14 protein-coding genes are annotated in these 14,299 nt (G+C 70.9%); 13 read left to right on the top strand and 1 reads right to left on the bottom strand.

The genetic code is table 11. The features are described 5' to 3' along the window. Nucleotides 1-180 precede the first annotated feature (180 nt). From hpnC to ABT288_RS24905, 11 genes are all read left to right on the top strand, one after another. Complete coding sequence (gene hpnC / locus ABT288_RS24955; RefSeq protein ID WP_351611693.1) at nucleotides 181-1,077, top strand: squalene synthase HpnC; 897 nt, start codon at nucleotides 181-183, stop codon at nucleotides 1,075-1,077. Then, entirely contained in the window at nucleotides 1,074-2,036 is a 963-nt protein-coding gene (hpnD, locus tag ABT288_RS24950; RefSeq protein WP_351611690.1) for a presqualene diphosphate synthase HpnD, read from the top strand. Before hpnC ends, hpnD begins: the two co-directional genes overlap by 4 nt. After that, the gene (locus ABT288_RS24945) at nucleotides 2,036-2,164 is read left to right on the top strand and encodes a DUF6380 family protein (protein ID WP_351611687.1); all 129 of its coding nucleotides are present in this window, start codon (nucleotides 2,036-2,038) and stop codon (nucleotides 2,162-2,164) included. Before hpnD ends, ABT288_RS24945 begins: the two co-directional genes overlap by 1 nt. After that, nucleotides 2,161-3,594 (top strand): hydroxysqualene dehydroxylase HpnE, encoded by a 1,434-nt coding sequence (hpnE, locus tag ABT288_RS24940; protein WP_351611684.1) that lies wholly within the window; start codon nucleotides 2,161-2,163, stop codon nucleotides 3,592-3,594. The genes ABT288_RS24945 and hpnE overlap by 4 nt, the downstream gene beginning before the upstream one ends. Beyond that, on the top strand, nucleotides 3,594-4,730 hold the full coding sequence (locus ABT288_RS24935) for a polyprenyl synthetase family protein (RefSeq protein WP_351611681.1): 1,137 nt from the start codon (nucleotides 3,594-3,596) through the stop codon (nucleotides 4,728-4,730). Before hpnE ends, ABT288_RS24935 begins: the two co-directional genes overlap by 1 nt. A 122-nt stretch (nucleotides 4,731-4,852) precedes the next feature. Beyond that, nucleotides 4,853-6,877 (top strand): squalene--hopene cyclase, encoded by a 2,025-nt coding sequence (gene shc / locus ABT288_RS24930; protein ID WP_351611679.1) that lies wholly within the window; start codon nucleotides 4,853-4,855, stop codon nucleotides 6,875-6,877. 2 nt (nucleotides 6,878-6,879) lie between these two features. After that, nucleotides 6,880-7,521 (top strand): phosphorylase family protein, encoded by a 642-nt coding sequence (locus ABT288_RS24925; RefSeq protein ID WP_351611677.1) that lies wholly within the window; start codon nucleotides 6,880-6,882, stop codon nucleotides 7,519-7,521. Between the two features lie 5 nt (nucleotides 7,522-7,526). Then, complete coding sequence (gene hpnH, locus ABT288_RS24920) at nucleotides 7,527-8,552, top strand: adenosyl-hopene transferase HpnH (protein ID WP_351611675.1); 1,026 nt, start codon at nucleotides 7,527-7,529, stop codon at nucleotides 8,550-8,552. 4 nt (nucleotides 8,553-8,556) lie between these two features. Continuing rightward, nucleotides 8,557-9,684, top strand: a complete 1,128-nt coding sequence (ispG, locus tag ABT288_RS24915) for a flavodoxin-dependent (E)-4-hydroxy-3-methylbut-2-enyl-diphosphate synthase (protein WP_351611672.1) — start codon at nucleotides 8,557-8,559, stop codon at nucleotides 9,682-9,684. A gap of 39 nt (nucleotides 9,685-9,723) precedes the next feature. Further along, complete coding sequence (dxs, locus tag ABT288_RS24910; RefSeq protein ID WP_351611669.1) at nucleotides 9,724-11,622, top strand: 1-deoxy-D-xylulose-5-phosphate synthase; 1,899 nt, start codon at nucleotides 9,724-9,726, stop codon at nucleotides 11,620-11,622. After that, entirely contained in the window at nucleotides 11,619-13,004 is a 1,386-nt protein-coding gene (locus ABT288_RS24905; protein ID WP_351611667.1) for an aspartate aminotransferase family protein, read from the top strand. The genes dxs and ABT288_RS24905 overlap by 4 nt, the downstream gene beginning before the upstream one ends. Before the next feature lie 7 nt (nucleotides 13,005-13,011). Here ABT288_RS24905 and ABT288_RS24900 read toward each other — a convergent pair whose 3' ends face one another. After that, the gene (locus tag ABT288_RS24900; protein ID WP_351611665.1) at nucleotides 13,012-13,299 is read right to left on the bottom strand and encodes a hypothetical protein; all 288 of its coding nucleotides are present in this window, start codon (nucleotides 13,297-13,299) and stop codon (nucleotides 13,012-13,014) included. Nucleotides 13,300-13,438: 139 nt separating this feature from the next. On the opposite strand from ABT288_RS24900, the gene ABT288_RS24895 reads away from it, so the two are divergent. Together ABT288_RS24895 and ABT288_RS24890 are read left to right on the top strand one after the other, a co-directional pair. Then, nucleotides 13,439-14,065: a helix-turn-helix domain-containing protein gene (locus ABT288_RS24895; protein ID WP_351611664.1), complete on the top strand. Its 627-nt coding sequence runs from the start codon at nucleotides 13,439-13,441 to the stop codon at nucleotides 14,063-14,065. Next, entirely contained in the window at nucleotides 14,062-14,184 is a 123-nt protein-coding gene (locus tag ABT288_RS24890) for a DUF6126 family protein (RefSeq protein ID WP_351611662.1), read from the top strand. The genes ABT288_RS24895 and ABT288_RS24890 overlap by 4 nt, the downstream gene beginning before the upstream one ends. Nucleotides 14,185-14,299: the final 115 nt, after the last annotated feature.

The raw sequence follows: 14,299 nt of genomic DNA, 5'->3' as shown, positions 1-14,299 counted from the left end.
GGCAAGTGGGGTGATAATGCGCGACACCCCACACCAGGGCGACCCCGCGAATTGCCGGGCGGCGTGTCCGAAATAGTGTGTATTGGATCGGCAGTGTAGAACGGGAGATGTGACGGCAATGGCTACGGAAACTCCCCAGCTCAACGCAGCATGTGCCGTCCCCGCGCCGGGCAGCGTCCGATGACGGCCACCGAGACGGCGCAGGACCCGGAACGCGCCACCCTCGACAAGGCCACGAGCGAGAACTTTCCCGTGGCCCCCTTCTTCCTGCCCAGGGCCTGGCGCGCCGACCTCATGGCCGTCTACGGCTTCGCCCGCCTCGTCGACGACATCGGTGACGGCGACCTCGCCCCCGGCGGCACCGACGCCCGGCTGCTCGGCGTGTCGCCGGCCGAGGCCGAGGACCGCCTGCTCCTTCTCGACGCCTTCGAGACCGACCTGCGCCGCGTCTTCGACGGCACCCCGCGCCACCCCCTGCTGCGCCGCCTCCAGCCCACCGTCCGCCGCCGCTCCCTCACCCCCGAGCCCTTCCTCGGCCTGATCGCCGCCAACCGCCAGGACCAGCTCGTCACCCGTTACGAGACCTACGACGACCTCCGCGCCTACTGCGAACTGTCCGCCAACCCCGTCGGCCGCCTCGTCCTCGCCGTCACCGGCACCTCGACCCCCGAGCGGATCCGGCTCTCCGACGCGATCTGCACCGCGTTGCAGATCGTGGAACACCTCCAGGACGTCGCCGAGGACCTCGGCCGTGACCGGATCTACCTCCCGGCCGCGGACATGAAGCGCTTTCACGTCCAGGAAACGGATCTTGGCGCAAAAACCGCGAGCGCATCGGTGCGCGCCCTGGTTGCATACGAAGCACAACGCGCCCGCGATCTGCTGAATGAAGGCGCCCCCCTGGTGGGTAGCGTCCACGGCAGGTTGAAGCTGCTGCTCGCGGGGTTCGTGGCGGGGGGAAGGGCGGCGATCCGGGCGATCGCCGCCGCCGAATACGACGTCCTTCCCGGCCCGCCCCGACCCCGCAAGCTCCAGTTGCTGCGTGAGGCGGGCGTGATCCTGCGAGGAGAGGGGTGATCCGGACCGTGGATTCTCCGTCGCATGTGTCCGCACCGGTACTCGCCGCCTACAGCTACTGCGAGACCGTCACCGGGCAGCAGGCACGCAACTTCGCCTATGGCATCCGCTTGCTGCCCACGCCCAAGCGCCGCGCCATGTCGGCGCTGTACGCGTTCTCCCGGCGCGTGGACGACATCGGCGACGGCGACCTGGCCGACGAGGTGAAGCTGAAGCGGCTCGAGGACACCAGGGCGCTGCTCGCCCGGGTCCGGGAAGACCAGGTCGAGGAGGACGACACCGATCCGGTCGCCGTCGCGCTCGCCCATGCCGCGCGCGTCTTCCCGGTCCCGCTCGGCGGCCTCGACGAGCTCATCGACGGCGTCCAGATGGACGTACGCGGCGAGACCTACGAGACCTGGGACGACCTGAAGGTCTACTGCCGGTGTGTCGCCGGTGCCATCGGCCGGCTCTCGCTCGGCGTGTTCGGCACCGAACCGGGAGCGCGCGGCGCCGAGCGCGCACCCGAGTACGCGGACACCCTCGGCCTCGCCCTGCAGCTCACCAACATCCTCAGAGACGTCCGCGAGGACGCGGCCGGCGGCCGTACCTATCTGCCCGCCGACGACCTCGCCAAGTTCGGCTGCTCGGCCGGGTTCCACGGGCCGACGCCACCGGAGGGCTCCGACTTCGCGGGCCTCGTGCACTTCGAAGTGCGTCGGGCCCGCGCCCTTTTCGCCGAGGGCTACCGGCTGCTCCCCATGCTCGACCGGCGCAGCGGCGCCTGCGTGGCCGCCATGGCCGGCATCTACCGCCGGCTGCTGGACCGCATCGAGCGCGACCCGGAGGCCGTGCTGCGCGGCCGGGTCTCGCTGCCCGGACGCGAGAAGGCCTATGTCGCCGTACGCGGACTGTCCGGTCTGGACACCCGGCATGTGACCCGCCACGTCTCCCCGCGTTCCGTCAGGAGGCGCCCCTGATGGACCTCACCGAACCAGGAGACATGCGGCAGGCAACCCTCCGCTGCGGCGTGGCGTCCCTGACTGCGACGGCCGACCGTGCACCGTTCAACCTGCACGCTCGCCACGCATGGAAGGACGCACGATGAGCGACGGCTCACGCCCCGCACAGCAGCACGCCACCGCGGGAGAAGAGGGTGCGGCAGGCCGCAGTGCCGTCGTGGTCGGTGGCGGGCTCGCCGGGATCACCGCGGCGCTCGCGCTCGCCGACGCCGGCGTCCGCGTCACCCTGCTCGAAGGCAGGCCCAGGCTGGGCGGCCTCGCCTTCTCCTTCCAGCGCGGCGAACTGACCGTCGACAACGGCCAGCACGTGTACCTGCGCTGCTGCACCGCCTACCGCTGGTTCCTCGACCGGATCGAGGGCGCGGCGCTGGCACCGCTGCAGGACCGCCTGGACGTGCCCGTCGTCGACGTCGCCAAGCCCGAGGGCAGGCGGCTCGGCCGGCTGCGGCGCGACCCGCTGCCCGTCCCCCTCCATCTGGGGCGCAGCCTGGCCGTCTATCCGCACCTCTCGCTCGCCGAGCGCGCCGCGGTCGGGCGGGCCGCGCTCGCGCTGAAGGGGCTCGACCTCGCCGATCCGACCCTGGACACCCAGGACTTCGGCAGCTGGCTGGCCGCGCACGGCCAGTCGGCGCGCGCCGTCGAGGCCCTGTGGGACCTGGTCGGGGTCGCCACCCTCAACGCGGTCGCGGGCGACGCCTCGCTGGGGCTCGCCGCGATGGTGTTCAAGACCGGTCTGCTGTCCGACCCGGGCGCGGCCGACATCGGCTGGGCCCGTGTCCCGCTGGGCGAACTGCACGACCGGCTGGCCCGCAAGGCGCTCGACTCCGCGGGCGTCCGTACCGAGGTCCGTACACGCGTCACCTCCGTCTCTACCAACGAAAGCGGCACGTGGAGCGTTCAGGTTCCCGGCGAGAACCTGGAAACCGACGCGCTCGTCCTCGCCGTACCCCAGCGCGAGGCCCACGACCTGCTGCCGCCGGGTGCCCTCGACGCGCCCGGGCAACTGCTGGACATCGGCACCGCGCCGATCCTCAACGTCCATGTCGTCTACGACCGCAAGGTGCTCGCGCGCCCCTTCTTCGCGGCCCTCGGCACGCCCGTGCAGTGGGTCTTCGACCGCACCGACGCCTCCGGGCTGACCGAGGGTCAGTACCTGGCGCTTTCCCAGTCGGCCGCGCACGGAGAGATCGATCTGCCGGTCGCCGAACTCCGCGAGCGCTATCTGCCGGAGCTGGAGCGGCTGATTCCGGGTACCCGGGGCGCCGTGGTGAAGGACTTCTTCGTAACCCGGGAGCGCGCGGCCACGTTCGCCCCCACCCCCGGCGTCGGGCGGCTGCGGCCCGGCGCCCGCACCAAGGCCCCCGGCCTGTACCTGGCCGGAGCGTGGACCGCCACCGGGTGGCCCGCGACCATGGAGAGTGCGGTCCGCAGTGGAGTGAGCGCGGCGGACGCCGCCCTCAGTGCCCTGGGCCGGCCCCGTCCCCGCCACCTCTTCGAGTTCGAGGAGGCGGCGTGATGCCCGATCAGGAGCTCGCGGCAGGTCCCCGCACCCCCGGTACCGCAACAAGAGGAGAGACTGTGCCCACTGTGCCCCCGGCCTCGACGCCCGCCCCACGGGCCGCGGTGGACGTGACCGCGCTGCTGGAGCGCGGCCGCACCCTGGCCACTCCGGTCCTGCGTGCGGCCGTGGACCGGCTGGCGTCACCCATGGACACCGTCGCCGCCTACCACTTCGGCTGGATCGACGCCGCCGGCAACCCGGCCGCCGGCGACGGCGGCAAGGCCGTGCGTCCCGCGCTCGCCGTGCTCTCCGCAGAGGTCACCGGCGCCGGGCCCGAGGTGGGCATCCCCGGCGCCGTCGCCGTCGAACTCGTCCATAACTTCTCGCTGCTCCACGACGACCTGATGGACGGCGACGAGCAGCGCCGGCACCGCGACACCGTCTGGAAGGTGCACGGTCCCGCCCAGGCCATCCTGGTCGGCGACGCCCTGTTCGCCCTGGCCAACGAGATCCTGCTGGAGCTCGGCACCGTCGAGGCCGGCCGCGCCACCCGCCGGCTCACCACCGCCACCCGCGCCCTGATCGACGGCCAGGCGCAGGACATCTCCTACGAGCACCGCGACCGGGTCAGCGTCGAGGAGTGCCTGGAGATGGAGGGCAACAAGACCGGCGCGCTGCTCGCCGCCTCCAGCTCCATCGGCGCGGTCCTCGGCGGCGCGGACGACGCCACCGCCGACGCGCTGGAACGGTACGGCTACCACCTCGGCCTCGCCTTCCAGGCCATCGACGACCTGCTCGGCATCTGGGGCGACCCGGAGGCCACCGGCAAGCAGACCTGGAGCGACCTGCGCCAGCGCAAGAAGTCCCTGCCGGTCGTCGCCGCCCTCGCGGCCGGCGGCTCCGCCTCCGAGCAGCTCGGCGAGATCCTCGCCGCGGACGCCAAGAGCAGCGACTTCGAGAACTTCTCCGAGGAGGAGTTCGCGGCCCGCGCTGCTCTCATCGAGCAGGCCGGCGGCCGCGACTGGACAGCGGAGGAAGCGCGCCGTCAGCACACCATCGCCATCGAAGCCCTCGACGCCGTCGACATGCCCGGCCGGGTGCGCGACTCCTTCACGGCGCTCGCCGACTTCGTCGTCGTACGAAAGAGATGATCACTATCGGCCCAACACGCCTCGCGTAGTCGCCGGCCGGTGTCCGAGGATCGACATCAGGACACCGGCCGACGGCGGACCCACAGCAGCACGATTTCGCACGACTGCACGAAGGGGAAGCCATGACAGCGACGACCGACGGAAGCACCGGGGCGACTGTGCCGTCCCGAGCTGCCGCGGCCAGCGACACCACCATCACCACTCCCGAGGCGGCCGGGGTACAAGAAGCCGCCGCAGGCGCCGCCCGGCGCGCCACCGACTTCCTGCTCGCGCGGCAGGACGCCCAGGGCTGGTGGAAGGGCGACCTCGAGACGAACGTCACCATGGACGCCGAGGACCTCCTGCTCCGCCAGTTCCTGGGCATCCGTGACGAGGGGACCACGCAGGCCGCCGCGAGGTTCATCCGCGGCGAGCAGCGCGAGGACGGCACCTGGGCCACCTTCTACGGCGGACCCGGCGAACTGTCCACCACCGTCGAGGCCTACGTCGCCCTGCGCCTGGCCGGCGACGCGCCCGACGAGGCGCACATGGCGAAGGCGTCGGCCTGGATCCGTGAGCGCGGCGGCATCGCCGCCTCCCGTGTCTTCACCCGGATCTGGCTCGCCCTGTTCGGCTGGTGGAAGTGGGAGGACCTGCCCGAGCTGCCGCCGGAGCTGATCTACTTCCCCACCTGGTTCCCGCTCAACATCTACGACTTCGGCTGCTGGGCCCGGCAGACGATCGTGCCGCTCACCGTCGTCTCCGCCAAGCGCCCGGTGCGCCCGGCGCCGTTCCCGCTGGACGAGCTGCACACCGACCCGGCGAACCCCAACCCGCCGCAGCCGCTCGCCCCGGTGGTGAGCTGGGACGGCCTGTTCCAGCGGCTCGACAAGGTGGTCCGCGGCTATCGCAAGGTCGCCGTGCGCAGACTCCGCAGGGCCGCGATGAACTCGGCGGCCCGGTGGATCATCGAGCGGCAGGAGAACGACGGCTGCTGGGGCGGCATCCAGCCCCCGGCCGTGTACTCGGTCATCGCCCTGCACCTGCTCGGCTACGACCTCGAACATCCCGTGATGCGTGAGGGACTGGCCTCGCTGGATCGTTTCGCCGTCTGGCGCGAGGACGGCGCCCGGATGATCGAGGCCTGCCAGTCCCCGGTGTGGGACACCTGCCTCGCCACCATCGCGCTCGTCGACGCGGGTCTGCCCGCCGACCATCCGCAGCTGGTCAAGGCGGCGGACTGGATGCTCGGCGAGGAGATCGTCCGGCCCGGCGACTGGGCCGTACGGCGTCCCCAACTGCCGCCGGGCGGCTGGGCGTTCGAGTTCCACAACGACAACTACCCGGACATCGACGACACCGCCGAGGTCTCCCTCGCGCTGCGCCGGGTCCGCCACCACGACCCCGAACGCATGGACCGGGCGATCGGGCGCGCGGTGCGCTGGAACCTCGGGATGCAGTCGAAGAACGGCGCGTGGGGCGCCTTCGACGTCGACAACACCAGCCCGTTCCCGAACCGGCTGCCGTTCTGCGACTTCGGCGAGGTCATCGACCCGCCGTCGGCCGATGTCACGGCGCACGTCGTGGAGATGCTCGCCGCCGAAGGACTCGCCCACGACCCCCGCACCCGGCGCGGCATCGACTGGCTGCTGGCCGAACAGGAGCCGGACGGCTCGTGGTTCGGCCGCTGGGGCGTCAACTACATCTACGGCACGGGCTCGGTGGTGCCCGCGCTGACCGCGGCCGGTCTGCCCGCCTCGCACCCGGCGATCCGGCGGGCCGTGGCCTGGCTGGAGAAGGTGCAGAACGACGACGGCGGCTGGGGCGAGGACCTGCGCTCCTACAAGTACGTCAAGGAGTGGAGCGGCCGCGGCGCCTCCACGGCCTCGCAGACCGCGTGGGCGCTGATGGCGCTGCTCGCGGCGGGGGAGCGGGACTCCAAGGCCGTCGAGCGCGGTATCCGGTGGCTGGCGGACACCCAGCGGGAGGACGGCACCTGGGACGAGCCGTACTTCACCGGCACCGGTTTCCCCTGGGACTTCTCCATCAACTACCACCTGTACCGGCAGGTGTTCCCGCTCACCGCGCTCGGCCGGTACCTGCACGGCGACCCCTTCGAGCGCGGCCTCCTCGCCAGGAAACCGCTGCCCGAGGCGAAGGGGAGCTGACCTTGAGCACCCAGCCCGCACCGCCCCCGCTGCTGATCGCCTGCGCGCTCGGCATCGAGCACCTCGCCCTGCGCACCGGGGACAGGAGCGGGGCGGACGGGCCGGTCAGCTTCCTCCGTACGGGCATGGGTCCCCGCGCGGCGGAACGCTCCGTCACCCGGCAGCTCGCGGTCCCGGCGCTGGCCGATGCGGCCGTCATGGCCACCGGCTTCTGCGCCGGGCTCGCCCCCGGCATGCACCCGGGCGACCTGGTGGTCGCCGAGGAGACCCGGGACCCGCGCGGCGCCGTCGCCTGCGCGGGAACCGAACTGCTCGTCAAGGAACTCGTGCGCATCCTGCCCGGACGCACGGTCCACACCGGCCCGCTCACCGGCTCCGACCACGTCGTCCGCGGCCATGAGCGGTCCGACCTGCTCGCGACCGGCGCGATCGCCGTCGACATGGAGTCGGCGGCCACGCTCCTCACGGCCGTCCGGGGCGGTGAGCGCCCGGTTGCGGCCGTCAGGGTGGTGGTGGACGCTCCCGAACATGAACTCGTCCGGATCGGCACGGTACGCGGCGGAATATCGGCTTTCCGCGTTCTTCGTTCCGTTCTTCCCGCATTTTTTGAATGGCACCGTTCTTTGCTGCTCCCCCGGAGGTGAGCCAGATGGCCATGCCGTTGCGCCAGACAATCAAGGTCGCTACCTACCTGTTCGAACAGAAGCTCAGGAAGAGGGACAAGTTCGCCCTGCTGGTCGAGCTGGAGCCACTGTTCGCGTGCAACCTCAAGTGCGAGGGCTGCGGCAAGATCCAGCATCCGGCCGGCGTCCTCAAGCAGCGCATGCCCGTCGCCCAGGCCGTGGGCGCGGTGCTGGAATCCGGTGCGCCGATGGTGTCCATCGCCGGCGGCGAACCGCTGATGCACCCTCAGATCGATGAGATCGTACGGCAGTTGGTCGCCAGGAAGAAGTTCGTGTTCCTGTGCACGAACGCCCTTCTCATGCGCAAGAAGATGGACAAGTTCAAGCCCTCGCCGTACTTCGCCTGGGCCGTGCACATCGACGGGCTGCGCGAGCGGCACGACGCCTCGGTGGCCAAGGAGGGCACCTTCGACGAGGCGGTCGAGGCCATCAAGGAGGCCAAGCGGCGCGGCTTCCGGGTGACCACCAACTCCACCTTCTTCAACACCGACACCCCGCAGACCGTCATCGAGGTGCTGAACTACCTCAACGACGACCTGAAGGTGGACGAGATGATGCTCTCGCCCGCCTACGCCTACGAGAAGGCCCCCGACCAGGAGCACTTCCTCGGTGTGCAGCAGACCCGCGAGCTGTTCAAGAAGGCCTTCGCGGGCGGCAACCGCAAGAAGTGGCGGCTCAACCAGAGCCCGCTCTTCCTGGACTTCCTGGAGGGCAAGGTCGACTTCCCCTGCACGGCCTGGGCGATCCCGAGCTACTCGCTCTTCGGCTGGCAGCGACCCTGCTACCTGATGAGCGACGGATACGTCTCCACGTACCGCGAACTCGTCGAGGAGACCGACTGGGACAAGTACGGCCGCGGCAAGGACCCGCGCTGCGCCAACTGCATGGCGCACTGCGGCTACGAGCCGACCGCCGTACTCGCCACCATGGGCTCCCTGAAGGAGTCCCTGCGGGCCGCGCGCGAGACGATGACGAGCGGAAAGCAGGGCTGACGCGATGACCGCCGTCCCCTTGGACGTCCCCGAGGTACCGGCCCGGCCGGTCGCGCCGCGGCGGCAGTCGCGGCAGATCCACGTCGGGCCGGTGGCGGTCGGGGGCGGAGCCCCGGTGTCGGTGCAGTCGATGACGACGACCCGTACGTCGGACATCGGCGCCACCCTGCAGCAGATCGCGGAACTCACCGCGTCCGGCTGCCAGATCGTCCGCGTCGCCTGCCCCACCCAGGACGACGCGGACGCCCTCGCCACCATCGCCCGCAAGTCGCAGATCCCGGTGATCGCGGACATCCACTTCCAGCCGAAGTACGTCTTCGCGGCGATCGAGGCGGGCTGCGCTGCGGTCCGGGTGAACCCGGGCAACATCAAGAAGTTCGACGACCAGGTGAAGGAGATCGCGCGCGCCGCCAGGGACCACGGCACGCCGGTCCGGATCGGCGTCAACGCCGGCTCCCTGGACAGGCGGCTGCTCCAGAAGTACGGCAAGGCGACGCCGGAGGCCCTGGTCGAGTCGGCGCTGTGGGAGGCGTCGCTCTTCGAGGAGCACGACTTCCGGGACATCAAGATCTCGGTCAAGCACAACGACCCGGTCGTGATGATCGAGGCCTACCGGCAGCTCGCCGAGAGTTGCGACTACCCGCTGCACCTGGGGGTCACCGAGGCCGGCCCGGCGTTCCAGGGCACGATCAAGTCGGCGGTGGCCTTCGGGGCGCTGCTCAGCCGGGGTGTCGGCGACACGATCCGGGTGTCGTTGAGCGCCCCGCCCGCCGAGGAGGTCAAGGTCGGCATCCAGATCCTCCAGTCGCTGGGGCTCAGGCAACGGCGCCTGGAGATCGTCTCCTGTCCGTCCTGCGGCCGGGCGCAGGTCGATGTCTACAAGCTCGCGGAGGAGGTCACGGCGGGGCTGGACGGCATGGAGGTGCCGCTCAGGGTCGCGGTGATGGGGTGTGTGGTGAACGGTCCGGGCGAAGCCCGTGAGGCCGACCTCGGAGTTGCCTCAGGCAACGGAAAGGGGCAGATCTTCGTGAAGGGCGAGGTCATCAAGACCGTACCCGAATCGAAGATCGTGGAGACCCTCATCGAGGAGGCCATGAAGCTCGCCGAGCGGACGAGCCCCGCAGACGAATGAGTTGAGCACGGCACGGCACGGACCGAGAGGGGGCCCAGCGTGACCATTCTGGAGACCATCCGGACACCACGCGACCTGAAGGCGCTGTCCGAGGTGGAACTCGGTGAACTGTCCCGAGAAATACGCGAGTTCCTGGTGCAAGCGGTATCGAGGACCGGCGGTCACCTCGGGCCCAATCTGGGGGTGGTGGAACTGACCGTCGCGCTCCACCGAGTCTTCGAGTCGCCGGTCGACCGCATCCTGTGGGACACCGGCCACCAGTCCTACGTACACAAGCTGCTGACGGGACGTCAGGATTTTTCGAAGCTGCGCGGCAAAGGGGGACTGTCCGGCTACCCGTCGCGCGAGGAGTCCGAGCACGACGTCATCGAGAACAGTCACGCCTCCACCGCGCTCGGCTGGGCCGACGGCCTCGCCAAGGCCAACCAGGTGCAGGGGGAGAAGGGCCATGTGGTCGCGGTCGTCGGCGACGGCGCGCTGACCGGCGGCATGGCCTGGGAGGCACTGAACAACATCGCGGCCGCCAAGGACCGCCCGCTGATCATCGTCGTCAACGACAACGAACGCTCCTACGCCCCGACCATCGGCGGCCTCGCCAACCACCTGGCCACCCTGCGCACCACGGACAGCTACGAGAGGGTCCTCGCCTGGGGCAAGGACGTACTGCTGCGCACCCCGATCGTCGGCACCACCCTCTACGAGTCCCTGCACGGCGCTAAGAAGGGCTTCAAGGACGCCTTCGCCCCGCAGGGCATGTTCGAGGACCTGGGCCTGAAGTACGTCGGCCCGATCGACGGCCACGACATCAAGGCCGTCGAGTCGGCGCTGCGCCGGGCGAAACGCTTCCACGGCCCGGTCCTGGTCCACTGCCTCACCGAGAAGGGCCGCGGCTACGAGCCCGCCCTCAACCACGAGGAGGACCACTTCCACACCGTCGGCGTGATGGACCCGCTGACCTGCGAGCCCCTCGCACCGTCCAACGGCCCCTCCTGGACCTCGGTGTTCGGCGACGAGATCGTGAAGATCGGCGAGGAACGGGACGACGTCGTCGCGATCACCGCGGCCATGCTGCACCCGGTCGGCCTCGGCCGGTTCGCCGAGCGCTTCCCCGACCGCGTGTGGGACGTGGGCATCGCCGAGCAGCACGCGGCCGTCTCCGCGGCCGGGCTCGCCACCGGCGGACTGCACCCGGTCGTCGCCGTCTACGCCACCTTCCTCAACCGTGCCTTCGACCAGCTGCTCATGGACGTCGCCCTGCACCGCTGCGGGGTCACCTTCGTCCTGGACCGCGCCGGCGTCACCGGCGTCGACGGGGCCTCCCACAACGGCATGTGGGACATGTCGGTCCTCCAGGTCGTCCCCGGCCTGAGGATCGCCGCCCCGCGCGACGCGGGCCAGCTGCGCGCCCAGCTGCGCGAGGCCGTCGCCGTGGACGACGCGCCCACGCTGGTGCGCTTCCCGAAGGAGTCGGTCGGCCCGGACATCCCGGCGGTCGACCGGGTGGGCGGCATGGACGTCCTGCACCGCGCCGAACGCCCCGAGGTGCTGCTGGTGGCCGTCGGCGTGATGGCCTCGGTGTGCCTGCAGGCCGCCGACCTGTTGCAGGCGCGCGGCGTCAACTGCACGGTGGTGGACCCCCGTTGGGTCAAGCCCGTCGACCCCTCGCTGCCGGGCCTCGCCGCCGAGCACCGGCTGGTGGCCGTGGTGGAGGACAACAGCCGTGCCGCGGGCGTCGGTTCGGCCGTGGCGCTGGCGCTCGGCGACGCCGACGTGGACGTGCCGGTACGGCGGTTCGGCATCCCGGAGCAGTTCCTCGCGCACGCCAAGCGCGGCGAGGTACTGGCCGACATCGGTCTCACGCCCGTCGAGATCGCCGGGCGGATCAGTGGGAGCCTGGCCGTCAAGGACGCGGGCGGCACAGCCAAGGAGAGTGAATGAGCACGGAGTTCGACCTCGGCGCCCTGCTCGCCGAGCGCGGAGCCGAACGCTACGAGCTGCACACGAAGCACCTCAACCCGCAGCTCCCGCGCATGCTGCACACCATCGGCTTCGACAAGGTCTACGAGCGGGCCGAGGGCGCCCACTTCTTCGACGCCGAGGGCAACGACCACCTCGACATGCTCGCCGGGTTCGGGGTGATGGGCCTCGGCCGCCACCACCCGGTCGTCCGCAAGGCGCTGCACGACGTGCTCGACCTGGACCTGGCCGACCTCACCCGGTTCGACTGCCAGCCGCTGCCCGGTCTGCTCGCCGAACGTCTCCTCGCCCACAGCCCGCACCTGGACCGGGTGTTCTTCGGCAACAGCGGCACGGAGGCCGTCGAGACGGCCCTGAAGTTCGCCCGGTACGCCACCGGCAAACCGCGCGTCCTCTACTGCGACCACGCCTTCCACGGACTGACCACCGGCTCCCTGTCGGTCAACGGCGAGAGCGGCTTCCGCGACGGCTTCGCCCCGCTGCTGCCCGACACCGCCGTACCGCTCGGCGACCTGGACACCCTGGCACGGGAGCTGATGAAGGGCGACGTGGCCGCCCTGATCGTGGAGCCGATCCAGGGCAAGGGGGTGCACGAGGCCCCGCCCGGCTACCTGCGCGCCGCCCAGGAGCTGCTGCACCGGCACAAGGCGCTGCTCATCGCCGACGAGGTGCAGACCGGCCTCGGCCGCACCGGCGACTTCTACGCCTACCAGCACGAGGACGGCGTCGAACCCGACCTGGTCTGCGTGGCCAAGGCCCTGTCGGGCGGATACGTCCCGGTCGGTGCCACGCTGGGCCGGGACTGGATCTTCAAGAAGGTCTACTCGTCCATGGACCGCGTGCTGGTCCACTCGGCGAGCTTCGGATCCAACGCCCAGGCGATGGCCTGCGGACTCGCCGTGCTGTCGGTCATGGAGAACGAGCAGATCGTCGCGGGCGTGCGCAAGACGGGCGAGCTGCTGAAGTCCCGGCTGACCGCGATGGTCGACACGTACGAGCTGCTCGCCGATGTCCGCGGCCGGGGCCTGATGATCGGCATCGAGTTCGGCAGGCCCTCCTCGCTGAAGCTGCGCAGCCGCTGGACCATGCTCCAGGCCGCCCGCAAGGGCCTGTTCGCCCAGATGGTCGTCGTACCGCTGCTGCAGCGGCACCGGATCCTCACCCAGGTCTCCGGCGACCACCTGGAGGTGATCAAGCTGATCCCGCCGCTGATCATCGACGAGGCGGACGTCGAGCGGTTCGTGGACGCCTTCAGCGCGGTGATGGACGACGCCCACAGCGGCGGCGGCCTGATGTGGGACTTCGGCAAGACACTCGTCAAGCAGGCGGTGGCGGGCCGCTGACCTGCGCCTAGCCCGGCAGCACGACGAAGAGGAGGAAGAGGTCCGCGAGTCCGACGGCGCCCAGGACCGTCGCCGTGACGGCGGTCCACCGTCGGCCGATGCCGCACGCGGCGTAGTGGACGGCCATGGCACCGAAGGTCACGGCGAAGCCACCCGCGAGGAGCGACCAGGGGAACAGGACGAACGTGAGGGTGGGCCAGGCGCTCGCGGCGGCGATGATCCCGCAGAAGAGGGCGAGCGGAGCGAGCGCGCCGGCGGGCGAGTCGGTCGGGTGGGACGAGCTGGATGCGGCCATGATGCGACCCCCATTTTTGAACGCGTTCAAGTCCTGAGGGGAGCGTAGCAGGGGCAGGCCGCGGGCGGGTGAGGCGTCGCTCTTTGCCTCAGAGGCAAGAAATTTTGCCCATCAGGCAAGGCTGGGGCTGAATGGAGACATGAACGCCTCAGACGCCGGCCCACCGGCGGGCCCGGGCGACGACGACCTGTCCGCCGTCGCGCCGCAATTGCGGGCACTGCGCCGGCGCGTCGGCCTCACCCTGGAGTCCGCGGCCCGTGCCGCCGGGCTCTCACCGGCCCATCTGTCCCGGCTGGAGACCGGCCGGCGGCAGCCGTCGCTGCCGATGCTGCTGGCCCTCGCCCGTATCTACGGTACGACCGTTTCCGAACTCCTCGGCGAGACGGTCGCCGACCGGGACGCGATCGTGCGGGCCGGGGACATGGAGCCGACCCGGGCGGGCGGCTGGACCTACTTCCAGGCCGGGGCGCCGGGCCGCGGCATGCAGGCCCTGCGCGTACGGGTGCCGTACGGCTCGCAGGGCGACATCGTGCGCGTCCACCCCGGCGAGGAGTGGCTCTACGTCCTCAGGGGCCGGCTGCGGCTGCGCCTCGGGGACACCGCGCACCTGCTCGCCCCCGGCGACAGCGCGCACTTCGACTCCCTCACCCCGCACCGCCTCGCCGCCGTGGATCACGACGGCGTCGAGCTGCTGTTCGTCCACACCCTGCTGCAGAGCCCCACGGCCACGCTGTGCCTGGGCCCGCTGACCGGAGAGCTGCCATGAGAGACCTCGAGACGAAGTTCCCCCGCTCGCTGTGGATCCGCCTGATCATCTACATCGCCGTCGGCCATCTCCTGGCCGCGTTCCTCTTCCTGCTGTTCGCGTTGGGGGCGAAGAACTGAACCCGGCCGGGCCGCGTGGAGTCGTGCGGGGACGCACGGCAGGCTCCCAGCTGACCGCCCACCCGCCCCGGAGGGATGCCGTCGGTCCCAGCGAGCAGGTCCACCAGGTGCAGGG

Origin of the sequence: Streptomyces sp. NPDC001093, assembly GCF_040298985.1 — a bacterium.
Classification (GTDB): Bacteria; Actinomycetota; Actinomycetes; order Streptomycetales; family Streptomycetaceae; genus Streptomyces.
This window is presented reverse-complemented; position numbering and strand designations above follow the sequence as displayed.